The following is a 25,528-nucleotide window of genomic DNA, read 5'->3' as shown; positions in this document are numbered from 1 at the left end:
AAAAACGAAGGCCGGGCTTTGCGCCCGGCCTTCCCTTCGATCTGCCTTGGGAGGAAGCAGGTCCGATTATTGCGTATCGAGCTGCTGATGCGGGCGCCATTTCGCCAGGCGGTTCTCGATCAGCGTCATGATGTATTCGGCAACGAGTGTCACGACCATGACGAGGAGGATTGCCGCGAACATGCCGGCCGCGTCGAAGGTGCCCTTGGCGATCGAGATCAACTGGCCGATGCCGAAGCGGGCGCCGACGAATTCGCCGACGATCGCGCCGATGATCGCAAAGCCGAAGGAGACGTGGAGGCTCGCAAAGATCCAGCTCATCGCCGAGGGGATGACGACAGTGCGGGTCACCTGCCAGTCCGAGGCGCCGAGGATGCGGGCATTGGCGATCATGTTGCGGTCTGCCTCGCGCACGCCCTGGAAGGCGTTGGCAAAGACGACGAAGAACACCATGATAAAGGCGAGCGCCACCTTGGACGGCAGGCCGAGGCCCATGATCATGATGAAGATCGGAGCCAGCACCACGCGGGGGATCGAGTTGATCGCCTTGATGTAGACGGAGAAGATATCCGACAGAAAGCGGTTGCGGCCGAGGCCGATGCCGACGAAGACGCCGGTGATCGAGCCGGCGAAGAAGCCGATCAGCGCCTCTTCCATCGTTACCCAGAGATTGTACCAGAGCGAGCCTTCGGTCGTGCCCTCGGTCGCCCATTCGTAAAGGCGCTCGAGAACGCCGCTGGGGCTCGAATAGAAGAACGGGTCGATCCATTGCAGGCGGGAGGAGAGCTCCCACATGCCGATCACGAAGACCAGGATGGCGATCTGCCAGAAGCGCACCAGCGTGTTGCGCCGGCGCATCGCCTTCAATGCGGAGGCTTCGATCTCGGCATCGGATGTGCCCGGGCGGAAGGGCACGGCCGAACCGGCCTCGAATGTGATGTGTGCCATGATACCCTCCCTCAGGCCGCTTCGCTTGCGCGGCGGTAGCTGGTCTCGACCTCTTCGCGCAGGTCTTCCCAGATCGTCTTGCAGTAATCGATGAAGCTCTGTTCGTAGCGAATCTCCGACACGATGCGCGGCCGGGGAAGATCGATCGTGTAGACCGACTTGACCGTGGCCGGGCCGGCCGTCAGCACATAGACCTTGTCGGCAAGCGCCACTGCCTCTTCGAGATCGTGGGTGACGAACACCACCGAAGCCTTTCGCTCCGCCCAGAGCTTGAGGAGTTCCTCGTGCATGACGGTGCGGGTCTGCACGTCCAGCGCCGAGAAGGGCTCATCCATCAGCAGGATCTCAGGTTCGTTGATGAAGGTCTGCGCCAGCGAGACGCGCTTGCGCATGCCGCCGGAGAGCTGATGCGGATAGTGGTGGAGAAACTTCGAAAGACCGACGCGCGCCAGCCAGTCGCGGGCCATCTTCTCAGCCTCGGTGTGCGGCTTGCCGCGAAACAGCGGCCCGGCCATGACGTTGTCGATGACGTTCTTCCAGGGAAAGAGCGCGTCGGTCTGGAATGCGAAGCCGACGCGCGGATCGATGCCGGTGATCGGCCCGCCCATCAGTCGGACTTCACCGGCGGAGGGGCGTGCGAGGCCCGTGACGAGGTTGAGCGTCGTCGACTTGCCGCATCCGGTGGGGCCGACAACGGCGACGAACTCGCCGCGGGCAACTGTCAGGTTGAAATCGCGCAGCGCAGTGAGTGACTTGCCGGTCGGCGAGACGAAGCGGCGGCTGACATTGATCAGTTCGATCGCCGGGACCTGTTTGTTGTCCTGTTGCATGGTGATACCTGAGGCGTGCTTTGAGGGCGCGCACGCAATGCCCATGATCGAACGGAGGCCGCTCCCGCTTGGGAGCCGGGAGCGGCGCGGCTGACTTACTTGACGTTCTTGACGAATTCCGTCGTGTAGGTCTTGGAAAGGTCGATCTGCTTGCCCTTGACGTTCTTGGAGAACTCCGAGAGCACGGCAAGCACCGTCTTCGGACCGTCTTCCGGCATGACGCCATCCGGCGTGAACATGCCCTTGCCCTCGTCGAGAGCCTTGACGTAGCCGTCCTTGTCGCCGACGTAGAAATCCTTCGGCATCTTGTCGGCGATTTCGGCGGCCGAATGGGTGTTGATGTATTTCAACGTCTTGACGAAGGCGTTGGCGAGCTTCTGCGCCTCTTCCTTGTGTTCATCGACCCAGGACGTTTCCATGTAGAGCGAGGCGGCCGGATAGGTGCCGCCGAGCGCCTGCCGGGTCGCTTCGACCGTCCGCATGTCGACGAGAACGCTCGCTTCGCCCGTCTTGACCATGCGCGAGATCGTCGGCTCGGTCGTCATGCCGGCCTGGATCTGATCCTGCTGCATGGCGGCGATGAAGGTGCCGCCGGCGCCGACGGGAATGGTGACGACATCGCCGGGCTTCAGGCCGGCCTTGGAGGCCATGTAAAGGGTCAGGAAATTGGTCGAGGAGCCGAGACCGGTGACGCCGAGGCTCTTGCCCTTGAAGTCGGCCGGCGACTTGATCTCTGGATGCTTGCTCGACACCATCTCGACCTCGCCCGGCGCCTGGCTGAACTGGACGATGGATTCGACGAATTTGCCCTTGGCCTGCAGGTCCACACAGTGGTCGTAGAAGCCGACGACACCCTGGACTGCGCCCGCCAGCAGCTGGTTTTCGGCATCGACGCCGGCCGCCTCGTTCAAGAGCTCGACATCGAGCCCCTCGTCCTTGAAGTAGCCGAGGGATTCGGCGAGCTTGGCGGGCAGATAGATCTGCTTCTCGTAGCCGCCGACCATGATGGTGATCTTGTCGGCCGCATGGGCAGCTGTTGAAGCAAAGGATGCCGCAGTCAGCAGCGCGGAAAAAGCGACGGTGTGAAAAAGGCTGCGTGAAGAACGCATGGAAAACTCCTCCTTGTGGTTTACCCGCATCGTCGTCTCGCCACCTTTGACCCGTGTCTCCTCCACGATGCTGCCCTTTCCTATGACGCCGAAGCTTTCAACTAGCTTTCAGCCGCAGACGGGTAAACGAGCCGGTCCATGCCTCGTGCGGATGTGGCTGCGCAGTATCCCTACAATAGACGCGACGAGGCAATCGGCCAGCAGATTTACTTACGCCGACCGGCGGGAGGTGGGTGATGATGGCGGGAGAGCCTGGGCCTGCCTCAGCTTGTAAAGCTGCGCAGATCCTTCAGCAGGTTGCGATATCGCGCCTGGCTGCCGACCAGATGCTCGCGCATGGCGTTGCGCGCCGCCTGATCGTCCCTGTCGGAGATCGCGACGATGATCGCCTCATGCTCCCGGTGGATCAGCTTGCGATAGGCCGTCTGCTCGGCGGTGCGGGTTTCCGGGACGAGCCGCGACTGCGGAATGATCGCCGCGCCCTGAGATTCCAGGAAGTGCTTGAACAGCGGATTGTTCGTCGCCTCCGCGATGGCGACATGGAGTTCCAGATCCGCCTCGCGGATGGATTGATCAGCCTCGATGCAGTGGAGGATTTTCCGGTGGCATTCGAAGATCGCCTCTTCCTGCGCCGGCGAACGGCGAAGCGCGGCAAGTCCTGCTGCCTCGATTTCGACGGGCGTGCGGATTTCGAGCACTTCGAGATCGGAAGCGACGCGGGCCTTGTCGACCCTCCGGCCCGATAGCGCCGGGTCGGGGCTGATCACGAAAATTCCCGCACCTTGGCGCACCTCGACCAGCCCGTCGGATCGCAGCGCGGCGACGGCCTCGCGCACCACGGTTCGGCTGACGCTGTGCGTTTCGGTCAGTTCATGCTCGCTCGGAAGCTTGTCGCCGGCGGCATACTGCCCGCTCAAAATGGCTTGCCGAAGGCTTTCGCCGACCCGTGAGACCAGCGACCCCGAGCCCCTGCCGCGATCCTTCCCTTGCATAGCCACGCCTTCACCCCCGCATCGGCCTTGATCCCGGATGCCGGCGGCACTCCGAAATTTACGATTCATCACACATGTATGACAAATCCTGGGATCTTGCAATGGCGAGCGGCAAATCCTCATAGCCGCCGGGTCGACTCCCCCCGCACGAATCTTGGGGTCAGGATGAAATCCTGCGGCGGTTCGGCAGCGGCCTCGCGGCTTGAGATTCTTGCCAGCAGACGCTGCGCCGCCAGCTCGCCGAGCTTCTGGGCATCCTGCACCACCATGGTGATGCGCGGCGTGATGACGTTGCTCCAGGGCACGTCGTCGACCATCGCCAGCGAGACGTCCTCAGGGCAGCGGAAACCCATTTCCTGCATCACCTGCAGCGTCGCGAGCCCCATCATGTTGTTGGCGCCGATGATCGCGGTCGGCCGGTCGCGGCAGGTGAGCAGCCGCATTGCCTGCGTATGGCCGCCGGTCCTGGTATAGCCGCCTTCGGTGACCAGTGAAGGCTCGACATCGACGCCGGCGGCCGCCATCGTATCCATGAAGCCCTTCAGGCGCTCGTCGGCGGTGTGCAGGCCGCTCGGGCCGGAGATGAAGGCGATGCGCCGATGGCCGAGCTGCAGCAGGTGCTCGGTCAGGATGGTTGTCGTTAGCGGATTGTCGGAACCGACGAAATCGCGCTCTGCACCGTCCACCTTCTGATCGAACATCACGATCGGCGTTTTGAAGTCGCGCAAGAAGGCTGCGTATTCCTCGCCGTGGCCGTTTGTCGCCAGCGCAATACCGGCGATCTTCTGCGCCTCCATCCGCTCCAACAGCGCCCGTTCGAGGTCGGCGCGGCCGGAGGAGTCGGCGATCAGGACGAAATAGCCGTGGTCGAGCGCCTGATGCTCGATCTCGCGGCGGATATCGCCGAAGAACATGTTGCTGAGATTGGCCGACACGAAACCGATGAGCGAGCTGCGCCCGCGCGCCAGCGTCTGGGCCACCGGATCGATGCGGTAGCCGGTCGATTTGATCGCCTGCTGGATGCGGTCGAGCGTCTCGGCGCCGACCCGTTTCGGGCTGTTGAGAGCGAGCGAGACGGTCGAGATCGAAACCCCCGCCAGGCGCGCGACATCTCGTATGGTCGTCATGTCAATCGAACCGGTTCTAAAGCTTTCTTTTTGTCAGATTTTCATGGTCTGCGCAACTTATCCCGGTCTTTAGGCCAAAATCGATGCCTTTCGGCTGCTTTCGGCAATTTCCGAATTTCGGCTTGACAGGCACGGGATCAAGCAAGATGATCAGCTACCGAACCGGTTCGATATGACGTCGACCCGGAAAACAGGGAGGAGAAACCTGTGACGAGTTCGGAACGCCAGCCGGAAAATCCTGAAGCGTTGGAGGCGGGCAAACACGCCTGGTTCAGCCATGATCGCCTTGGCATGTTCATCCATTGGGGCCTTTATGCTCTGGGGGCGCGGCATGAGTGGTTGAAGAACCGCGAAGAGCTGAACGACGACCATTACCAGCGTTATTTCGAGAATTTCGATCCCGATCTTTACGATCCCAAGGCCTGGGCGCGCCGCGCCCGGCTTGCCGGCATGAAATATGTCGTGGTGACGACCAAGCATCATGAAGGCTTTTGCCTCTGGGACAGCAAGGTCACCGATTACAAGGCTCCGAACACGCCCTGCGGCAAGGATCTGCTGACGCCGCTGGTCGAAGCGTTTCGCGCCGAAGGGCTGAAGATCGGTTTTTATTATTCGCTGCTCGACTGGCACCATCCTGACTTTCCGATCGACGTCCACCATCCCTTGCGCAACCATCCCGATGCCAAGGCGCTTAATTCAGGGCGCAACATCGCCAATTACGCCGCCTATATGCGTGAACAGGTGCGCGAGCTTCTGACCGGTTTCGGTCGCATCGACATCATCTGGTTCGATTTCAGCTATCCCGGCCGCGAATATCGCGGTCTGCCCGGTAAGGGGCGCGCGGACTGGGAGAGCGAGCGGCTGCTGGAGCTGGTGCGTGAGTTGCAGCCCGAAATCATCGTCAACAACCGACTCGACCTGCCGCCGGGCAAGCTGCCAGACATGACGACGCCGGAGCAGTACACGCCGCGCGTGGCGCCTGCCATCGCCAGCCAGGGGGTACTCTGGGAAGCCTGCCACACCTTTAGCGGCTCTTGGGGTTATCACCGCGACGAGGAAAGCTGGAAGAGCCCGGAGCAGATCATTCAGCTGCTGATCGATTCCGTCGCGCTCGGCGGCAACCTCCTCATGAATGTCGGCCCGACCGGCCGCGGCACCTTCGACGCCCGCGCCATCGCCGCGCTCGAGGTTTACCAGAACTGGATGGAGGTCAATGGACGCTCGATCTACGGCGCCGGTCCGTCCGAATTTCCGGTGCCGGCCGGTTGCCGCTACACCCAGCGCGGCAGCCGCCTCTACCTGCACGTCTACAACTGGCCCTACCGCCACATTCATATCGAAGGCCTCGCCGACAGGATCGCCTATGCGCAGTTCCTGCACGATGCCAGCGAAGTGCGTTGGCTCAGCCAGACGAAAGACGTGGATTCCAATATCGGCGTGATGGTGCCGGAGGGCATGATCACGCTCGAACTGCCGGTCCGGCGACCTGACGTTACCGTCCCGGTGATCGAGATCGTCCTCAAGGCGTGAACTCGGTCGCATTCGCGTGTTCATTGCGTCATGGAGGGAGGAGAAACCCATGAAGGTTCTGAAGAAAACGCTTTTGCTTGCCGCAGTCGGCGGCAGCCTCTTTGCCACAACAGCGTCGGCCGAACAGATCAATCTGACTTGGCAGATGTGGACCGGGTCCGAGGCCGATACCAAGGGCTGGCAGCACCTGGCCGACATGGTGACCGCCAAATACCCCGATATCAAAGTGACGCTGACGACGACGGGCTGGGTCGATTACTGGACGCGGCTGCCGGTGCTGGCGGCGTCAGGCCAGCTCGCCGACATCGTTTCCATGCAGTCGCTGCGCATGCCGAATTTCTATTCCTTGCTCGAACCTCTGAACGAACGGATCGAGGCGGACAAATTCGACATCGGCGCCTTTACGCCATCGATCATCGGCGGCATGTCGGTTGATAAGCAGCTTTATGGTCTACCCTATGACGTTGGTCCCTGGGTCGTCTATTATAACCAGGATGCGCTTGAAGCTGCAGGTATCCCGCTGCCGAAGCCGGGCTGGACGCTCGCCGAATTTACCGACGCTGCCAAGAAGCTGACGAAAGACGGCAAGTACGGCTTCGGGATCACTCCGCAGAACTATTCCGTCCTGGCGGCGGCTTGGGGTGATAAATATGTCAACGATGCCGGAGAGCTCGATCTTACCAATCCCAGCGCCATCGCCGCCGCCGACAGGGTGATCGGCTTTCCCGCCAAGGACAAGATCGCGCCGCTGGTGCCGTCGAGCGCCGATGTCGGCACATTTATCCAGGGCCGGTTCAATTCGGGTAACGTCGCCATGTATGTCGATGGACCCTGGTCGATCATCGGCATGAAGGACAAGGCGAAATTCAAGATCGGCCTCACCACCCTGCCGCGCGATGATGCCAAGGAGCTCGCCGCGGTCACGGCCGGTTCCGGCTTCGGCATCGCCACGACGAGCAAGAACAAGGATGCGGCCTGGAAGGCCATCCAGGTGCTGACCAGTCCGGAGGCATTGCAATATCTCGCCGAACAGGGCCGCGCGCTGCCGGCACGAACGGCCTCGCAATCCTCCTGGTACAAGGTGGCGGCCAAGGACATCACCAATGGCGGCGAAGCGCTCGATTATTCTTTGGCGCATTCGGTGCCCTATGTGATCACCAACAATTGGGCGGCGGTGGAAAACCTGTTCAACCAGTATTTCCCGCCAGCCTTCGGCGGCAGCGCCGACGCCAAGCAGACGATGGAGTCGATCCAGAGCCTCGCGCAGCAATAGAGTGCGGCGGCACAAGTTGCCGCGTATGGAGGAAGGCATGTCGGAAAGCGCCGTTGCCGAAATTACCCTGCAGCCCGGTCAGTCACGGCGCTTCCTGAAGCCGGAGACGCAGACGGCCATGCTGTTCCTGCTGCCGAGTTTCCTCGGCTTCATGATCTTCATGGCGCTGCCGATCCTGGCGTCGCTGGCGCTGTCCTTCACCAACTGGCAGCTGCTGAAGGCGCCGTCCTTCGTCGGCTTCCAGAATTATATCAAGCTCTTCACCGTCGATCCCGCTTTCTACACCATCCTCGGCAATACGCTGTTCTTCGCCGTCGAATATCTGGCACTGAACATCATCGTTTCGCTGACGCTCGCTGCTTGGATATCGAGCCTCAAGCACGGCAAGGCGATCTTCCGGGTGATCTTCTTCCTGCCGACCTTCACCCCGACGATCGCAGCCTCCGTGGTTTGGCTGCTGATCTTCACGCCGGACGGCCTCGCCGACAACGTCATCCGCTGGCTCGGCCTCGGCCTGCCGAATTTCCTGCTGAGTTCGAGCTGGGCCATGCAGGCGGTCGTGCTCGTCACGCTCTGGGCCAATGTCGGCTACAACGTCGTGATGTTCAACGCCGCGCTCGACCTAGTGCCGAAGCACTATCTCGAGGCGGCGATGATCGATGGGGCAGGGCCCTGGCGGCGCTTCTGGCGCATCCGCCTGCCGCTCATCTCGCCTACGGTTTTCTTCGCCACCGTCATGACGGCCATCACCTCGCTGCAGGTTTTCGACGAAATCTTCGCCATGACGCGCGGCGGTCCAGGCTCGGCAACGGCCACCCTCGGCTTTGCGATCTACCAGAAGGGCTTCACCAATTTCCAGATGGGTTATGCCTCGGCGCTTGCCTGGGTGATGTTCGTCATGATCATGGGCCTCACCATCCTGCAGTTCCACATGCAGCGCAAATGGGTGCATTATGACGACTGACGCGAGCTCACGGCATCCGTATTCCCCGTCCCGGAACCGGCACCGCATCCTGCGGCGGATCGGCACCTTTATCAGCTATGCGGGCCTTTCGCTGATTGCGGTGCTCTTCCTCTTTCCGTTCTTCTGGATGGTGTCGAATGCGGTGCGCTCCAATAACGAAGTGCTGGCCGTGCCAGTGCGCATCCTGCCGGAGGAATATCAGTGGGGCAATTTCGTCGAGGCGCTGGTTTCGCTGCCCTTCGGCACGTTCCTGATGAATTCCTTCATCGTCGCCTGCGGTGTGACCGCGATCGTACTCGTGGTCTCCTGCCTCTCGGCCTATGCTTTCGCCCGCCTGCGGTTTCCCGGACGGGAAGGGCTGCTGCTCGCCTATCTCAGCGCGCTGATGATTCCGCAGGTGATGCTGGTCATCCCGCTCTTCCTCCTCGTCAGCCAGCTCGGCTGGATCAACACCTATCACGGCATGATTCTGCCGGTCGCCTTCTCGTCCTTCGGCACCTTCCTGCTGCGGCAGTTCATCCTCGGCATTCCCAAGGACCTCGACGAGGCGGCGATGATGGACGGGGCGTCGCGCCTGCGCATCCTGGTCACCGTCATCGTGCCGCTCGCCATGCCGGCGATCGGCCTCTTGTCGCTCTTCACCTTCATCGCCCAGTGGAAGAGTTTCCTCTGGCCGCTGATCGCCACCAGCGGCCTCGACAAAGCCACCCTGCCGCTCGGCCTCACTCTGTTCCAGACGCAGCAGGGCACCTCCTGGAACTACATCATGGCCGGCGCGACAATATCGATGGTGCCGGGCGTTATTCTCGCGATCGTGCTGCAGCGGGTGATTTACAAGGGCATCACCGTCGGCTCCGGCTTCGGCGGGCGCTAATACCTCGAAAACAAAGACGGGGTGCCGTCGCAAGAATGCTTCAATCTAACCAGGAAAGGCTCTAACGCAGCAAAGAGAACGCCGCCGCCTCGAAAGGCGGCGGTCGTCTCAGTGGCTTGCGGCTGTCGGAACGTGCGGCGTGCCCGTGATGCTTTTGCGGACATGGCGAACCGCGGTCCAGACGGCGAAGAGCACGAGCGGGATGGCTCCGAGAACGGCGAGCTTCGTCACATGCGGATCGACACCCAGTGCGGAGATGCTCTCGAGGCATATCTTCGCCAGGCCGACGGTATAATAGGTGATGGCGATGACCGAGAAGCCTTCGACCGCCTGCTGGATATGCACCTGGATGCGCGCCCGCTCTTCCATCGAGGTCAGCAGTGAGGCGTTCTGATCTTCGAGCTGAACCTGCACGGTGGTTCTGAGCAGGTCTCCGGCCAGGCTGACGCGTTCGGCCAGTTCGTCGAGGCGCCGTTCTGCCGCATAGACCGAGCGGACAGCCGGTTGGAAGCGCCGGTCGATGAACGTACCCAGCCTTTGTCTTTGCTCGACCCGCTCTTCACGAAGCTCCGACAGCCTGCTCGCCACGATCTCGGCGTAGGCTTTCGTCGCGCCGAAGCGGTGGCGGGCAAGCGCCGAGAAGTTGAGCACATCGGAGGAGAGCCTGGTCACCTCGGACAGCAGCGCCTTGTCGACTTTGACAGCGCTCTGCATATGGACGATCAGGAGATCGAGGCGCTGGTCGAAGGCGGAAAGCTTCGACACGGTCTCGCGCGCCATCGGCAACGCAAGCAGCGCCATCATCCGATATGTCTCGATTTCCAGGAAACGCCGGACCATGCGGCCGGTGCGATAGGCGTTGAGGTTGCGGTTGAAGAACAGGAACTCGAGGAACCCGCCATCGGTCAGTCGAAAGTTCGAATGCACCTCGGCGTCGCCGCCGCCGACCCGCGAAGCGACATAGTCGAGCTTGGGTTTTTCCAGGATGCGCCCGTCCTTTTCGTCACGCACCAGCACGCGCACGGCGGCGATGATCTTGCCGCCAATCCGGCTGCAGCAGGCTCGAAAGGCTTCCGGCGGGTTGCTGCCGGGTTCGGCCGATGCCGGCACGACGAAAGTGAGGGTGAGGAACTCGGTATGGGCTTCCCATTTCAGCCGGCCGTCGCCGACGCGGCCGATGCCGTGGTTGCCCTCGCCGGTTGTGGTCACATCTTCCAGTCCCGGCAGGGAATCCGGCAGCGAAGGAGGGCCGTTCTCGCCGACGATGGCGATGTGCCAGACATCGGTATCGCCATCGAAATAAAGCGACGGGCGCGCATGGAGCTCGTTGTGAAGTTCCCTTCGCAGCGGATGCTCGGAGCCGAGTGGCATGGAGATGCACCTCAATGGGCTGGACTGCCGCCGGTTTGCCAGCTTCAGTAAGTTGAGCCTGACGCCGGCGCGCCGCGCAGGCCGACACGGCTATAGCCGCTCGCGAAGTCCGTGTCACGACGGCAAAGAACCATCCCTCCTATCCGCGCCGATCTGCCGCGGCGGGTACCTGATCGTCAGAGGGGCAAAAACGATCAGCCACGGCCTGTTGCGAGGCCGTGGCTGATGCAGCGCGCAATCTGTGGGAGACAGGCGCGGCCGGTTACTTGTTAGCGGCGAGCGCCACGTTGACCTTGTCGACGTCCGCGCTTATCGCCTTGAACGTGTCTTCTAGGGAAAGTTCGCCGACGATCAGCTGGCTCATCCGCTGGACGATGAGCTGATAGATGGCGGACGAGCCCTTCAGGCGTTCGAGGTCGCGGGCTGCCTTCGGCGCGCTGTTGCGGGCCGAAAGGAAGACGGCCATGGCGTCCTTGGCATTCTGGCTCTCGAGCTTGTACTGCGGATCCTTGATGTCGGCGCCGGTCAGGATGACGTAGTTTTCGGCGATTTCACGCTGGATCTTTTCCGAACCGAGGAACTCGATGAAAGCGGCGACTGCCTCAGGATGCTTGGTGCGCTTGAAGCCGACGATCGCGGTACCACCAGGCATCGCATAGCAGCCCGCATCGCCGCAGGGCGCGCTGATCGCCGTCCAGTCGAAGGCGTCGCCGATCTTCTTCTGGAACGGATTGACCATCCAGTTGCCGGCGAGATAGGTCACGACGTTGCCGTTGACGAACTCGTCACCCATGTTTTTGTACTGGGTTCCGCCGGCAGCCCCCCACATTTCCTTCGGGAAAGAGCCGTCCTTTGTCCAGTTGTAGAGATCGGTGATGTAGCGCTTGGCGGCATCGTCCGGGAAGGAGAACTTGCCGTCCTTGACGTAGTTCGAGCCGTAGGAGAAGGCAGCGCCGGAGAAGCGGTGGCCCGAGCGGTCCATCGTGAAGGGGATCTGGGCGCCGGTCGCCTTGGCAACACGCGCGGAGGCTTCGACGATCTCCTTCAGCGTGGCGGTCGGCTTCGGAAGCGGTTCTTTCGCCTGTTCGAAGAGCGTCTTGTTGACGAAGGGCAAATTGAAGGTCTGCGAGGCGACATAGCCGTTGATCGAGTTCGGATCGTTGACGCCGGGGAAACGAAGCGTGTTCAGGCTATCGCCGTGCAGCTTGGCGAAACCGTCCGGGTCTTTCATCAGCGGGCGCATGTCGAGGTAATAGGGCGCCAGCTGCCAGTCGGTGATCTTGGCGATGTCGGGACCTTCGCCGATGGCGAGCTGCACCGGCAGCTGCTTGGCGACGGCATCATAACCTGAGGAGACGAAGTTCACCTTGATGTCGGGATGCGCAGTCTCGAATTCCTTGCTCAACGCTTCCATCCGCTCGACGTAAGCCTGGTCGTCGTCGGTGAAGAGAAAGGTGATCGTCTGGGTTTCAGCCATGGCCACGCTGGACCAGGCGAAAGAAACTGTGGCCAGCGCCAGTGCGAAAGCCCCTGAGAGATAGGTTTTCATTTTCATCCTCCCATGAAAACATTTTCATCAATCGCGGCATCAGCCATCGATAAGTGAATTTCATATACTTGACATTCGTGCCGTCAAGCTATTTTCTAAGCGAATAGCGATGTTTTTGAGCAATTTTCAGAAATAACGCGCCAAAATCACCTAATGAAAATATTTTCATAGGATTGCGGAGGAGGCGATCTGTGAAAACGGAAAGTATCAAGCAGCCGGACGACACGGCGCCAGCCTACAGCGTCGCCGAGGGGCAGACGATCACGGCATGGGCCGTCTCCGCCCTCATCGAGCGCTATTTTCCCGGCGAACCGGCCCCGGCCGAAGATGATCGCGTGAACTATCGTTTCATCAACGGTTTCGTCGATGTCGGCGACCTGCCGTGCCGCAAGGCCTTCTGGTCCACCATGGTCGGCCGCGAACTAGCCCCCGACACTTCCTGGCCGACCGAAAGCCTCTATCTTCCCGGCTCGAACCGCCGTGTCGAATTCACCAGCTTCTGGCATGTGCCGACGCATGTCAGCCGATGGCTGAAGGGCACATTCAGGACGGACGCGCCGCGCCGGCTCAATCTCGCGCTCAAGACCTGCGGCGGCGTTCGCATATGGGTCAACGGCCAGGAGGCTGTGCGTTTCGAGCCGTTCAAGCGCAACACTGAGAGCGCAACCGAGATCGCGCTGTCGCTCGACGCCGGCGACAACGAGATTCTCGTCCATACCGAAGATCTCGCCGAACGCGATACGACCTGGTTCTTCGAACTCGAAATGCTGGACAAGGAGCCGCTCTCGGTCCTGCTGCCGGTAGCACTCGATCAGGACGAGGTGCGCGAACTGGAAGCGCTTTCGCGCGGCGTGCGCCCGGCCCGCGACGTCTTCGTGGAGCAGCCGCTGGAGATCATCTTCGACACGGCGCCCGAGCGGGATCTGCCGGTGGAGATCAAGGTCGTCGGCCACGGCCACGAGCGGCCGGTTCTCGCCCATGCGAAACTAACGCTGCGTGCCCATCAGAGCCGTCTGATCGCCGAGGATGTCTGCGGCATTGCCGACGGTTATCATGGCATCCACATGACGATCGGCTCCGGTCCTGGCTCCGTCACCCGCGTCATCGATGCCGCCTTCATGAGCAGCATCTCGCCATTGCCTGAAGAGGCATCGCTTGCCGCCCGCAAGCGCCAGGCGCTGGAATATAGCGCCCGCTTCGGCGCCAACCGCGCCGGGCGGCTGATCGCGATGATGGAAACCGGCCATCTCGACCAGGAAAGCTTCGACCGCATCATCGACGCGACGCTCGCCTCCATCGATGCGCGCGAGGATTGCTCCGATTTCATCATGGTGCCGCTCCTGTGGCTCCTCGGCGCCTATGGCAAACGGATGCCGGAGGCGACGGTCGAACGCATCCGCCATTCCGTCCTTTCCTACCGCTACTGGGTCGACGAGCCGGGCAATGACGCGATGTGGTTCTGGAGCGAGAACCATGTGCTCTGCTTCCATACGAGCCAGCTTTTGGCCGGGCTTCTCTTGCCGGACGCGATCTTTTCGGCCTCGGGCCGCACGGGACGGCAGCAGGCGGAACTCGCCGTCGAGCGGCTCGGGCGCTGGTTCGACAGCGTCGAGGCGCATGGCCTGGCGGAGTGGAATTCGGCCGCCTATTACCCGATCGATTTCATCGGACTCCTGGCGCTGGAGCGCTGGGCGGAGAGCGGGATCGCCGATCGCGCCCGCGGCCAGATCGACCTCATCTTCCGCATGATCGCGCTCCACACGCTAGCAGGCGTTCCCGCCGGCTCCCAGGGGCGCGCTTACGACAAGGAGCTGCGCGCCGGTCCGCTGACCGAGCTTGCACCCTTCGCCCAGGTCGCCTTCGGCACCGGCTGGCTGAACAACGGCGTTGCGGCGCTGACGATGTTCTGCGCCGGCGATTATGAGCCGCCGGCCGATCTCGTTGAGCTGGCTTCGCTGTCGCGGGGAAGGAGCGTCGAGGCGCGTTACAGCCAGGGGCTGGAGAGCGGAAAGCTCGTGCTTTTCAAGAACGAGGCCGCGCAGCTTTCGACGGTCGTCGATCACAAGACCGGCCGGAAAGGGCACCAGCAGCATGTTCTGGATATCCGGCTGACCGGCCATCCGATGGCGAGGCTGTGGGTCAACCATCCCGGCGAAGACGATCCGTGGGGCAATCAAAGACCGTCCTACTGGGCCGGAAACGGCATCCTGCCGCGCGTCGCCCAGCATCGCGATGTCGCCCTGCTGATCGAGGACACTGGGGACGCACGGCACGCTTGGACGCATGCCTATATCGGCCGCGACGGCCTCGACGATCTGATCGTCGAAGACAAGTGGCTGATTGCCCAGTCGGGCCGGGGATTTGCCGCCCTCTGGGCATCGAACGGCCTGGAGCTCGTCACCGACGGTCCGACGGCCGGCCGCGAGGCGCGCTCCTACGGACCTCTTTGCGGCTGGGCGGCCATCGCAGCCTGCGGCAATGGCGATGACTTCAAGGCCTTCCTCGAGCGCCTGTCCCAGACGGCGGTTTCCTTCGATCCCGCACTTCGGCGTCTTTCCCTGACGCCCCCGGGCGGTCCGGCGCTCTCCCTCTCTTATGCCGACGGTCTTTCCATCGCCGGCAAGCCACGGCCGTTCACGCATGATCAGCCGCACCCGATCCTCACCCACGACAGCGCGACCTCCGGCGCCGCTGCTGACGGGCCGTTTTACTCCTGAGAATATAGGATTTCAGCATGAACACAGCATCTGTCGACAACGCCGCTCTCCTGACGACGATCGATCGCGTGGCGACGGCTTTCAGCCGGCTCAGGGGCATCAAGGAAGGCCTCGTGACCGACAATGCCGCCTCGGGAATCCAGTTCGACGAATGGGACTGGGAAGTCGGCGTCGGCCTTTACGGCTTCCTGCGCCGTGCGATCTCCGCCAACGACCAGAAGGCGCTGCAGGAGCTCGTCGTCTGGTACAGCGCCCAGATCGACCGCGGCCTGCCGCCGCGCCAGATCAACAGCACGGCGCCGATGCTGCCGCTTGCGATCCTCGTCGAGCATGTCGACCGCCCGGATTTCCGCGCCCTCGTCGAGGACTGGGCCGAGTGGCTCGTCAAGGAGCTGCCGAAGACCGAAGAGGGCGGCTTCCAGCACGTCGTCAAGGAACGCCTCAACGACGGCGAATTGTGGGACGACACGCTGTTCATGGCCTGCCTGTTCCTGGCGCGCGCCGGCGTGCTCTGCAAGCGCAACGACTGGATCGACGAGGCCGTTTATCAGTTCGTCATCCACACCCGCTATCTCTCCGATCCGGTGAGCGGGCTCTGGTATCACGGCTGGACCTTCAACGGCCGGCACAATTTCGCCAATGCTTTCTGGGCGCGCGGCAATGCCTGGATCACCGTCGCCATTCCCGAACTCTTCGATCTCGTGCCGACGCTCGGCGAGAAGGACCGGCGGTTCCTGTCGAACGTCCTCGTCGGCCAGGTGCGTTCCCTGAAAGCATATCAGCGGCCCGACGGCATGTTCACGACGCTGCTCGACGATCCCTCTTCGCCGCTGGAAACCTCGGCCACGGCGGGCATTGCCTACGGCATCTTGCGCGCTATCGATGCCGGTATTCTCGGCGAGAGCGACAAGGTCCATGCGGAGCGCGCGCTGAAGGCCGTGCTCGCCCAGATCGACGAGGAGGGCGTCGTCCACGGCGTTTCGGACGGCACGCCGATGGGCCATGACCTCGACTTCTATCGGCGCATTCCGAACCTGCCGACCCCTTATGGCCAGGCGCTGACCATGCTGCTGCTGACCGAAGTCCTTATCGAGAGCGGCCGACGCCAATGAGTGCCACCTCCCGCGTCGCGATCGAGGCATTCGACGGCGATAATACCGATCGCCTGCAGGCGGCAATCAACACTCTTTCAGCCTCCGGCGGCGGACGCCTGAAGCTCCTGGCGGGCATCCACCTCTGCCGGGGGCTCCAGCTCCGTTCGGGCGTCGATCTGCATCTTGGAGCCGGCGCCGTCCTGCGTCCCGTCCCCGACTATGCGGCCTACACGCATACCACGGTTTCGGTGATCGCCGAAAAATCCGATCGCGGCATGATCGTCGCCAAGGGCGCACGACGGATCAGGCTGACCGGGGAAGGGCGCATCGAGGCCGGCTGCGAGAGCTTCATCATCGGAGATGACGAGAGCGTCGGCACCTTCATCCCCGCCGAATTCCGTCCGCGCGTCGTCGTCTTCGAAGACTGCGACGAGGTCGAGATCAGTTCCATCACCATCAGCCGCTCGCCGATGTGGACGCTGCACTTCGTCGGCTGCACCGATCTTTCGGTCCGCAACGTCACGATCGAAAACGATCGCCGTCTTCCCAATACCGATGGCATCGTGCTCGACGCCTGCCGCGGCGCCGTCATCGAGGATTGCAGCATATCGACGGCCGACGACGGCATCTGCCTGAAGACCAGCATCGGGCCTGACGGTGTGGCCATCGGACGATGCGAGAACATTGTCGTGCGCCGCTGCGCTGTTCAGAGCCTCAGCTGCGCGCTGAAGATCGGCACGGAAACGCATGGCGATGTCAGCAACGTCGTGTTCGAGGACTGCAGCGTTTCGTCTTCCAACAGGGCGCTCGGCATCTTCTCCCGCGACGGCGGCCGGATATCGAATGTGAGGTTTTCGCGTATCGCGGTAGAGTGCCTGGAAACACCGGATGGTTTCTGGGGTTCGGGCGAGGCGCTGACCGTCAACATCGTCGACCGTATCGCCGAACGGCCTGCGGGCGCCGTCGAAAATCTCATTGTCGAGGACGTGACCGGCCGTATGGAGGGAGCGATCACTGTCATCGCGGCCGCGCCGGCGGGCATCCGCAACGTGTCGCTCGCCCGGATCGCCATCGATCAGCAGCTCGGGCCGCTCGGCACCGGGCGGACCTACGACCTGCGTCCGACCAATGCCGATCTCGCGCCGAAGGCCGATGGCGGCGGACGCGCCAATGCCTGGACCCGCGGCGAGGACGGCCGGGTGATCGGCCTGCAGGACTATCCCGGCGGAATGCCAGCCGCCTATGTGGCCGGCGTCACCGGGATATTGATGAACGAGGTGCGGATCAATAGGCCGGCACCGTTGCCGCAAGGCTGGAACGAAAACGACGTCGTCATGGAAACGGCGTCACCCGATGGGAGTGGGGCATGGCAGAACTGAAACTTTCCACCGTCAACAAGTCGTATGGCTCCGTCAAAGTGCTGCATGACGTCGAACTCGATATCAAGGACGGCGAGTTCGTCGTCTTCGTCGGCCCGTCGGGATGCGGCAAGTCAACCCTGCTGCGCGTCATCGCCGGCCTTGAAGAGGTGACGTCGGGCGGAATCGCCATCGGCGGCCGCGACGTCAGCGCCCTTTCGCCGGCCGAGCGCAAGATCGCCATGGTCTTCCAGTCCTACGCGCTCTACCCGCATATGAGCGTCCGCAAGAACCTCGCTTTCGGCCTTGAGAACCTGAAGTTCAAGCGCGCCGAAATCGAGGCGCGGATCGCCGAAGCCGCCAGGATGCTGGCGATCGAACCCTATCTCGACCGACGGCCGAAGCAGCTTTCCGGTGGCCAGCGCCAGCGCGTGGCGATCGGCCGGGCGATCGTGCGCGAACCGGACATTTTCCTGTTCGATGAGCCGCTTTCCAACCTCGACGCGGCGCTGCGCGTCCAGACCCGGGCAGAGATCACCAAGCTCCACCGCGAGATCAAGACGACGATGATCTATGTCACCCACGACCAGGTCGAGGCGATGACCATGGCCGACAAGATCGTCGTGCTGCGCGCCGGACGGGTCGAGCAGGTCGGCGCACCGCTCGAACTCTTCGACCACCCGCGCAATCTCTTCGTCGCCGGTTTCCTTGGCTCGCCGCGCATGAACATCATCAAGGGCAAGGTCGCCGCCATCGGCGACAGCGGCGTCGTCATCGATGTCGTCAGCGGCGGCCGGATTGTCAGTGATGTCGACCCCAACGGCATTGCCGTCGGGCAGGATGTGCTTGCCGGCATGAGGCCCGCGCATTTCTCCCGTTCCAGCGAAAGCGGCCTGCCGTTCATCGTCCAGTATCACGAGGGCCTCGGCACCGAGACCTATGTCTACGGCAATCTTGCCGGGCAGGAGGAACAGATCATCATCCATGAAGCCGGCCATTTCGCACCTGTTCAGGGCGACCGGATCATGATCGATGCCGATCCGGCCCGCGTTCATCTGTTCGATCCCGAAAGCGGCCTGGCTTTTGCCCGCCGTTCGGGGCAGGGGAGGCGCTGACCATGGCTGCTGCTGCATTGCTCTCCCAGGCGGGCGACACGGCGATGAAGGTGGTCGAGGCGCCGATGAATGCGTTCGAGCGCCTCTTCGGCCGCAAGCGCATGCCCTGGCTGTTTCTGGCGCCGAACCTCGTTCTCTTCGCCATCTTTACCTTCCTGCCGATCGCCATCGCGGTCGGCTACGCCTTCACCGGGGGCACCAATCTCTTCGTCTCGGAGCGGCCCTACGTCGGCTTCGACAATTTCCGCGCCCTGCTTTCCTGCGGCAATTACCTGCAGCCGGGAACCTGCCAGGAATCGCTGTTCTGGACGGCGGTATGGAACACGCTCTGGTTCGTCGCATTGAACGTTACCGCCACCTTGCTGGTGGCGCTGATCACGGCGCTGATCCTCAACCGGGCGATCTTCGCGCGCGGCTTCTTCCGGGCAATGTTCTTCTACCCCGTCCTGCTGTCGCCCGTCGTCATCGGCCTGATCTGGAAATGGTTCCTCGATCGCAACGGACTGCTGAACGCCTTCTTCCAGATGATTGGCGTGCCCCCTGAAATTTTCCTGCTCGATGTCGGCTGGTCGCGCTTCTTCGTCGTTGTGGTCTCGGTCTGGTTCCACATGGGTTTCTACACCCTGATCCTGCTTGCAGGCCTCCAGGCGATCCCGAAGGAACTCTACGAGGCAGCCTCCATCGACGCCGCTTCGCCGCGCCGCACGCTCTTCAGGATCACGCTGCCGCTGCTTGCGCCGAACCTGCTCGTCGTATTCATTCTTCTGATGATCAAGTCCGTGCAAATCTTTGACGAGGCGTGGGTTCTGACGAATGGCGGCGGCCCCGGCACGGCCAACAGCTTCATCGTCCAATATATCTACCAGATGGCCTTCAGCAGCGATCTTCGCCTTTTCGGCCTTGCCTCGGCCGCCTCGGTTCTCATGGGGCTGGTGCTTCTGGTTCTCACCCTCATACAGCTGCGCCTCGGCAAGCGAATGGAGTCCTGAGATGAACAGATCTTTGAATCCGATCAGCTTCATGACGCGCACGCGCCGGGCCGGACGCATCGACATAACAGATATCCTGTCGTGGGTCTGGCTGATCGGCGGCACGCTCGCCGTGCTCGTTCCCGTCCTCTGGGCCGGCCTCTCCTCGCTGAAGCCGGCGGCCGAAATCACCCGCTTTCCGCCGACGCTGCTGCCGCGCGCCGCCGTGGAGCACGCCGTGCCCGGCTTCGACAAGCCGCTCAGCCTATGGCAAGTCACAATCGATGGCCAACAGCGTGAGATGGCGATGGTCCGGCGCATCGGCCTCAAGGCCCAGATGGTCGATCCGGCAAATCCAGGACAGCCTGTCAGCGTCGACGTGAAGGGGATCACGCCGGTGCAGCACATGACGGTTGCCACCGAAAACTATACCGATCCTCTGACGCGCTTCAACTTCCTGACCTTCCTCAAGAATTCGGTGTTCGTCACCGTCGTTGCGACGCTGCTGACGCTGATCGTCAATGCCATGGCCGCCTTTGCCCTGTCGAAATACAAATTTCGCGGCGACACGACCGTTTTCGTCATCATCATCTCGACGCTGATGATCCCGCTCGCGGTCGTCATGGTGCCTGCCTATCTCGTTATCGTCGGGGTGGGGCTTGCCGACAATCTCTGGGGCGTCATCCTGCCGACCATCGCTTCGCCGACCGCCGTCTTCCTGCTGCGGCAATATATGCTGACCATTCCCGACGAGCTGATAGAGGCGGCGCGCGTCGATGCGGCGAGCGAATTCTGCATCTTCTGGCGCATCATCCTGCCGCTGACAGCGCCGGCGCTTGCGGTGCTCGCGATCTTCTCCGTGCTCTGGCGCTGGAACGACTTCCTCTGGCCGCTGATCGTCCTCAACAGCCGCGAGAATTTCACCCTGCAGGTTGGCCTCAACGCCTTCCAGGGCGAGTTTTCGGTACAGTGGCACTATATCCTGGCGATGACCTTCCTCAGCCTGCTGCCAGTCACCGTCGTGTTCCTGTTCCTGCAGAAATACATCACGACGGGCATTGCCGGAACGGGGATGAAGTAGGCGAAGCTGGCGCACGAGCGTTGCAGCTGCAACGCTTGCCGGCGAGGCAGATCGCCTTCAGGCCGAATTCGACATCGGCACCATTGCGCGGGTAGAGCTGTGGCCTCCCGCTTTCGACAGGAGCGGTTCAGGCTCGATCGCCTGAGCCGCTTCAATGTTGTGTGAGGCAATGCCCGCAACCGGCACCCTGCTGCGGGCGAAATATCACAAAACGGTTTCGAAGAGCGGGATCAAGGCCGCACCGATCGCGCCGGGGGCATCGATGATCTGCGCCACGGCAAGCCGCGGAACGTCGCGCAGTGCGCCGTGCCGAGGCAGATTATTGAATTCGGTCCGTTCGATCAGCATTCTTGCAAGTGAATGCGGAAGCTCGCCGCCCAGCACGATCAAAGCCGGGTCGAAGATCGCGCAGATCGCATTGATGGCCCGATTGTGGGCCGGCGTGACACGGTCGATCCACTCCTCGACGCCGTCCCAATCCACCAGATGTTCGTTCTTCAGGTCCTTCAGGGTCAGACCCAGGCGCCCCTTGGTGCGAAGATGTTCGAGCAGTTGGTTGAGTGCGGGTCGATCGTCGTAATCCTGACGTCCGAAGAGAACGGAGAATTCCCCTGCGTTCCCGAAGCTGCCGCGAAATGGCATGCCCCCGCAAACCAAGCCGCCGCCATAGCCATGAAGGTGGGCGATATAGGCGAAATCGGCGACATCGCGGCCGACGCCGAAGATTGCTTCTGCCAAGGCAGCGGTCCTGGCGACATTGTCAGCCCAAACCGGCAGACAAAGGCGCTCTCCAAGCACGGGCGCCAGATCGATCAGCGACCAATGGGCGAGTGGCAGCGGACAGTTGAATGCCGTCTCCAGCATGCGGTGGCCGGCGACCGCCAGGCCGACGCCGAGAACATCCCGCCGCCCGGCGCCGCGACGGGCAAGAATGTCTTCGACCGCCGCTTCGATTCGCTCCATCTCCAGGGGTAGCGACGACCCGGTCTGCGGGATTTCCATATTCTCCAACGGCTCGCCGAAACCCATGAGGCAAAGGCCGATGGAGCCGACGTTGACGGAGATGCCGAGCGTCAGACACCAGTCCTTTCGGAGCGTCAGCTCCGGACTCGGCGGTCCCGCCCGCCGGTTCTCCGATTGGGAAAAGACGAGCATTCCCCGCTCGTGAAGGCGTCCAACGATCCTGTGCAGCGATTGCTGGGTCAGATCGAGCGGCTCAGTCAGGTCGGAGCGCTCAATGCCGGGTGACTTCCAGATCAACCGCAAGACATCCCGTTCATTGCGAGAAGCTACTCGCGACGGTTGTGTGTCTTGCAGGAAATGTGGGGCGACATGGTCCAGAGGAACGTACTTCATTTTCCGATCATTTTGATTTACACTGTGAGTGTGAAGCAGGTGAAGGGGACGCTTTGCTTCTGCGGGCAGGAGGTCATCAGTGGTTTCGCCGGTCCTGCCTACCTCATCGAGATTGGTCATACCAGTCGAGATGAGGTGTCATGTGGCAAGGAAAAAGAATCGAGTTGCATGAGATCATTGAGACCTGAAAATACGGCCCGCGCTCCTGAGCATGAGGGTTACGGTTTTGTGCCGACGCATGAAGGCGCGAACTTCGAATCGATGGTTCAGGCCTTTTCGGCAGGCTATGGGGTTTTCGGTGGACAGCCGCTGAGTAACGACCGGAGTTTTGCCTGGGCGGCGGATTTGAGACGGACTGAGGCATTCACGATGTTTCATTCCGTATATCAGAGTTCCTGGACAATCCGAACGCTCGACGAAAGCCCGCAACATCTTGCGTTCTACATGCCGTATACAGGTTCCTTTCGCTTGTCGGTTGGCAAGAGAACCGTCGAAAGCGGGGCCGGCCACCTTCTCATGGCCAACAACCATGAGGCCGGTGATCGCGTGATCCAGGGTGGCCCGCATCGCTCGGATGTCCTCTTCCTGGACTGGAAGGTCGTAAAGCGAGCGCTCTCTTCGCTGGTGGAGACGCCGCTCTCCGAGTCGCTCGACCTCGAGCCCGTCCTGGTTCTCTCGACCCAGCCCGGGCAGCTCATCGGCAATCTGGCCCGGACGGTTGTGCAGGGCATGCGCGACGGCGGTCCGTTGCTGTCTTCACCCCTTGCCGCAGCGGCGATGAGCGAGACCCTCGCTCACCTGGTGATCCGATTTGGCCGACACCGCCTTTCCGATCATCTGGAAAAAAAGAAAGTGTCGCTGATTGCACCTTGGCATGTCCGACGGGCGATCGACTACATGCATGCCAACATCGCGGAACCTCTTACCATGACGATGGTTGCCGATGATGTCGGTGTTTCCCTGCGCGCGCTGCAGACGGGCTTCAAAGCTTTTCGGGGAACCTCGCCGGCCGGCTACCTTCGCACGATCCGGCTGCAGGCAGCCCGCGAGCAGTTGCGGGATCCGACGAACCAGCAATCCGTCCGGGAAATCTGCGCGATATGGGGCTTTGCCCATGCGGGCAGGTTCTCCATTGTCTACCGCAGCACTTTTGGTGAGAGCCCGCGGGATACCCGGCTACGCGCGGAGCGCTTGCGCTGAACTGGAGCTTTGGGATTTAGATATCTCGACCCTTCCGGGGCTTATAGCGCGTCGCGTCAAATATGATTCCTGCGGCGCATAGCCCTTTGTTTTTATGCATGTCGTTACCCCGGAACCGCTGCACACTTCCGGGCGACATGCATTTAGCGCGGCGGTGCGACGCTGCCGCGCAGGACGAGATGGCATCCGAGCTCCAGGCGATGGGCCGGCCGTTGGGGGTCATTGGCGATTAGCCTCTGTTCGATAAGCGCGAGCGCTGCGGCACCGAGCTTGTCGGTGGGCACGCGGACCGTCGAAAGCGGCGGGCGGCTGAATTCGCCGGGAACGATGTCGTCGAAGCCGAGGACCGAGATCGCCTCGGGCACGCGTATGTCGCGATCAGCCAGTGCCTTCAGGCAGCCGAGCGCCAGGTTGTCGGCGGCGCAGAAGACAGCGGTGGCGCCTTTCATCGTTCGATCGCGATCGAGCAGCGCGTTGATGGCAGCTTCGCCGTGCCGGGGCTCATATCCCTCGGCCTCGACGAGCATCTCCTCGGGCACCGGAAGCTGAGCGGCGAGATAGGCATCGGAGAAGCCGTCGTAGCGGCGCTGGATGGTCGTGCGCCCCTTCCAGGTCAGGTGCAGGATGCGGCGATGTCCGAGCGCCAGCAGGTGCTCGATGCCGAGCCGGGCACCGAAGCGGTTTTCGGGTGTCACAGTATCGACCAGCATGGTCGGGTCCTCGCCGTTGACGATGACGACGGGCATATCGGCCGAAGCGAGACTGCGGATGAGTTCCGGCTGATCGTCGTTCAGGACCACGATGCCGTCGGCATGTTCCGACAGCGCGATCTGCCGAACCTCAGCGCCGTCGATGCGCCGGCCAGTGCTGACGAAAGGCACGATTCGGATGCCGCGGCGCTCGCACTCCTTTCTAAGGCCGTTGAGGATTGTCCAGCTCACCAGGTTGAGGTCGCTCTCCGGAGCGGCGTCGCCCGGAATGGCGAGAAGCAACACGCGCAAGGCGGCAATCGTCGCCTTCCTTCTCCGGCGGTCGAGGTAACCCAGACGTTTGGCCGAATCCAGAACCCTTTCGCGCACTTCGATCGTCAGCGGCGCGGTTCCGTTCAGGGCGTGCGAGGCCGTGCTCAGCGATACATCAGCGTCGCGCGCGACATCCTTGAGATTGACTTTGCGTTCCACTTTATTCCGTCACGAGTTCAGGTGGCGCCTTTGAAGGCACGAGCTAACTCGATGTTTTCACATAAATACTTCAGAAAAGCTACGTGCCTCGCATCCTATTTTACCACTTTCGGCGAAAACCGGCTGCAGCGCTGCGGCAAACGAACGATGAATGCGGGCGCCAGGAGCCATCGCCGATCAGTGAGGCTTGGCAAGCAGACCGTTGAACAGCAGGTCGAAATAGGCCCGCAGGAAGGCCTCCTTGTTGGGAGTGGGCACGCGGCGGTCGTCGAATATCAGCCGCAGGACCGTCGTGGTCAGGATGGGCGCGACGACGATGTCGGAGAATTCCACCGGAATTGGGCGAAACTCGCCCGACGCCACGCCCTCCAGGATCAGCGCGTCGATCTTGGCGATGATCGGCGCAATGAACTGATCGTGGTGGCGATCGATCAGGTCGGGGAAACGCTGCCCCTCCGAGATGACCAGCCGCGTCAACTCACGCGTCGCGCGGTCCTCGGGAATTTGTTCGTAGAAGAGGCCGAGAATCGAAATCAGCCTGTCGGTAGCGCTGCCGCTGAGCCGATCGGCGATCGCGAGCAGTTCCTGAAACGGCACGGAGAAGTGGTTGATCATGGCTTCGAAGAGCTTTTCCTTCGTCTCGAAGTAAACATAGACCGTGCCCTTGGTGACGCCGACCCTGTCGGCGATGTCTTCCACGCGCGTGCCGGCAAAACCGCTTCTGACGAATTCCTCGAAGGCCGCATCCAGAATCTGGACGGGCCGCAGGGCCTTTTGTTCCGCCCGCGTGAGCTTCTTCTGAGTTGCCATTTCCTGCCTCCCCCTTGTTGCGTGCGCCCTCTTCCCCGCGGCGCAAAGTTTCATTGACTAATGCGTCAGTCAATTATATAG

At 62.1% G+C, this 25,528-nt stretch carries 21 protein-coding genes; 11 read left to right on the top strand and 10 right to left on the bottom strand.

The features are described 5' to 3' along the window. Positions 1–66: 66 nt before the first annotated feature. The 5 genes from K6M89_RS00605 to K6M89_RS00585 all read right to left on the bottom strand — a co-directional run bounded on the left by K6M89_RS00605 (position 67) and on the right by K6M89_RS00585 (position 5,006). The gene (locus K6M89_RS00605) at positions 67–948 is read right to left on the bottom strand and encodes an ABC transporter permease (RefSeq protein ID WP_222138042.1); all 882 of its coding nucleotides are present in this window, start codon (positions 946–948) and stop codon (positions 67–69) included. Between the two features lie 11 nt (positions 949–959). Beyond that, positions 960–1,778 carry an ABC transporter ATP-binding protein gene (locus tag K6M89_RS00600; protein WP_222138041.1) on the bottom strand — a complete coding sequence of 273 codons (819 nt, stop codon included), beginning with the start codon at positions 1,776–1,778 and terminating at the stop codon, positions 960–962. 95 nt (positions 1,779–1,873) lie between these two features. Beyond that, on the bottom strand, positions 1,874–2,887 hold the full coding sequence (locus K6M89_RS00595; protein WP_222138040.1) for an ABC transporter substrate-binding protein: 1,014 nt from the start codon (positions 2,885–2,887) through the stop codon (positions 1,874–1,876). Between the two features lie 263 nt (positions 2,888–3,150). Beyond that, entirely contained in the window at positions 3,151–3,879 is a 729-nt protein-coding gene (locus K6M89_RS00590) for a FadR/GntR family transcriptional regulator (protein WP_222138355.1), read from the bottom strand. Between the two features lie 119 nt (positions 3,880–3,998). Further along, positions 3,999–5,006: a LacI family DNA-binding transcriptional regulator gene (locus tag K6M89_RS00585; protein WP_222138039.1), complete on the bottom strand. Its 1,008-nt coding sequence runs from the start codon at positions 5,004–5,006 to the stop codon at positions 3,999–4,001. A gap of 207 nt (positions 5,007–5,213) precedes the next feature. On the opposite strand from K6M89_RS00585, the gene K6M89_RS00580 reads away from it, so the two are divergent. Genes K6M89_RS00580 through K6M89_RS00565 form a run of 4 tightly spaced genes read left to right on the top strand, consistent with a single transcriptional unit; the run spans position 5,214 to position 9,647 of the window. Further along, positions 5,214–6,536 carry an alpha-L-fucosidase gene (locus K6M89_RS00580; protein WP_222138038.1) on the top strand — a complete coding sequence of 441 codons (1,323 nt, stop codon included), beginning with the start codon at positions 5,214–5,216 and terminating at the stop codon, positions 6,534–6,536. Between the two features lie 49 nt (positions 6,537–6,585). Continuing rightward, on the top strand, positions 6,586–7,809 hold the full coding sequence (locus K6M89_RS00575) for an ABC transporter substrate-binding protein (protein WP_222138037.1): 1,224 nt from the start codon (positions 6,586–6,588) through the stop codon (positions 7,807–7,809). 37 nt (positions 7,810–7,846) lie between these two features. Further along, the gene (locus K6M89_RS00570) at positions 7,847–8,773 is read left to right on the top strand and encodes a carbohydrate ABC transporter permease (RefSeq protein WP_222138036.1); all 927 of its coding nucleotides are present in this window, start codon (positions 7,847–7,849) and stop codon (positions 8,771–8,773) included. Then, entirely contained in the window at positions 8,763–9,647 is an 885-nt protein-coding gene (locus tag K6M89_RS00565; RefSeq protein ID WP_222138035.1) for a carbohydrate ABC transporter permease, read from the top strand. Before K6M89_RS00570 ends, K6M89_RS00565 begins: the two co-directional genes overlap by 11 nt. Before the next feature lie 108 nt (positions 9,648–9,755). Here K6M89_RS00565 and K6M89_RS00560 read toward each other — a convergent pair whose 3' ends face one another. Both K6M89_RS00560 and K6M89_RS00555 read right to left on the bottom strand, forming a co-directional pair. Continuing rightward, positions 9,756–11,018: a DUF3422 domain-containing protein gene (locus K6M89_RS00560; protein WP_222138034.1), complete on the bottom strand. Its 1,263-nt coding sequence runs from the start codon at positions 11,016–11,018 to the stop codon at positions 9,756–9,758. A 262-nt stretch (positions 11,019–11,280) separates the two neighbouring features. Further along, on the bottom strand, positions 11,281–12,567 hold the full coding sequence (locus K6M89_RS00555) for an ABC transporter substrate-binding protein (protein ID WP_222138033.1): 1,287 nt from the start codon (positions 12,565–12,567) through the stop codon (positions 11,281–11,283). Positions 12,568–12,758: 191 nt separating this feature from the next. Here K6M89_RS00555 and K6M89_RS00550 point away from each other — a divergent pair, with 191 nt between their 5' ends. The 6 genes from K6M89_RS00550 to K6M89_RS00525 are packed head-to-tail and all read left to right on the top strand — an operon-like array spanning position 12,759 to position 20,900. Then, complete coding sequence (locus tag K6M89_RS00550; RefSeq protein ID WP_222138032.1) at positions 12,759–15,284, top strand: hypothetical protein; 2,526 nt, start codon at positions 12,759–12,761, stop codon at positions 15,282–15,284. Between the two features lie 17 nt (positions 15,285–15,301). Continuing rightward, the gene (gene bglB / locus K6M89_RS00545) at positions 15,302–16,396 is read left to right on the top strand and encodes a beta-galactosidase BglB (protein WP_222138031.1); all 1,095 of its coding nucleotides are present in this window, start codon (positions 15,302–15,304) and stop codon (positions 16,394–16,396) included. Then, positions 16,393–17,757 carry a polygalacturonase PglB gene (gene pglB / locus K6M89_RS00540; RefSeq protein ID WP_222138030.1) on the top strand — a complete coding sequence of 455 codons (1,365 nt, stop codon included), beginning with the start codon at positions 16,393–16,395 and terminating at the stop codon, positions 17,755–17,757. Before bglB ends, pglB begins: the two co-directional genes overlap by 4 nt. After that, positions 17,745–18,851, top strand: a complete 1,107-nt coding sequence (locus K6M89_RS00535) for an ABC transporter ATP-binding protein (RefSeq protein WP_222138029.1) — start codon at positions 17,745–17,747, stop codon at positions 18,849–18,851. Before pglB ends, K6M89_RS00535 begins: the two co-directional genes overlap by 13 nt. A gap of 2 nt (positions 18,852–18,853) precedes the next feature. Continuing rightward, positions 18,854–19,840 carry a carbohydrate ABC transporter permease gene (locus K6M89_RS00530; RefSeq protein WP_222138028.1) on the top strand — a complete coding sequence of 329 codons (987 nt, stop codon included), beginning with the start codon at positions 18,854–18,856 and terminating at the stop codon, positions 19,838–19,840. 13 nt (positions 19,841–19,853) lie between these two features. Next, complete coding sequence (locus tag K6M89_RS00525) at positions 19,854–20,900, top strand: carbohydrate ABC transporter permease (protein WP_438826577.1); 1,047 nt, start codon at positions 19,854–19,856, stop codon at positions 20,898–20,900. Positions 20,901–21,104: 204 nt separating this feature from the next. Here the strand turns inward: K6M89_RS00525 and K6M89_RS00520 are convergent, their stop codons facing one another. Then, positions 21,105–22,256, bottom strand: a complete 1,152-nt coding sequence (locus tag K6M89_RS00520) for an ROK family transcriptional regulator (protein ID WP_222138354.1) — start codon at positions 22,254–22,256, stop codon at positions 21,105–21,107. A gap of 177 nt (positions 22,257–22,433) precedes the next feature. Here K6M89_RS00520 and K6M89_RS00515 point away from each other — a divergent pair, with 177 nt between their 5' ends. Next, entirely contained in the window at positions 22,434–23,456 is a 1,023-nt protein-coding gene (locus K6M89_RS00515; RefSeq protein WP_498072960.1) for an AraC family transcriptional regulator, read from the top strand. Positions 23,457–23,599: 143 nt separating this feature from the next. Here the strand turns inward: K6M89_RS00515 and K6M89_RS00510 are convergent, their stop codons facing one another. Both K6M89_RS00510 and K6M89_RS00505 read right to left on the bottom strand, forming a co-directional pair. Then, positions 23,600–24,637 (bottom strand): LacI family DNA-binding transcriptional regulator, encoded by a 1,038-nt coding sequence (locus K6M89_RS00510; RefSeq protein WP_222138025.1) that lies wholly within the window; start codon positions 24,635–24,637, stop codon positions 23,600–23,602. Positions 24,638–24,814: 177 nt separating this feature from the next. After that, complete coding sequence (locus K6M89_RS00505) at positions 24,815–25,447, bottom strand: TetR/AcrR family transcriptional regulator (protein ID WP_222138024.1); 633 nt, start codon at positions 25,445–25,447, stop codon at positions 24,815–24,817. Between the last annotated feature and the right edge of the window lie 81 nt (positions 25,448–25,528).

The sequence above is a fragment of the Rhizobium croatiense genome (assembly GCF_019793465.1).
Classification (GTDB): domain Bacteria; phylum Pseudomonadota; class Alphaproteobacteria; order Rhizobiales; family Rhizobiaceae; genus Rhizobium; species Rhizobium croatiense.
Note: the sequence above shows the minus strand (reverse complement) of the source record. Positions and strands in the feature narration are given on the sequence as shown.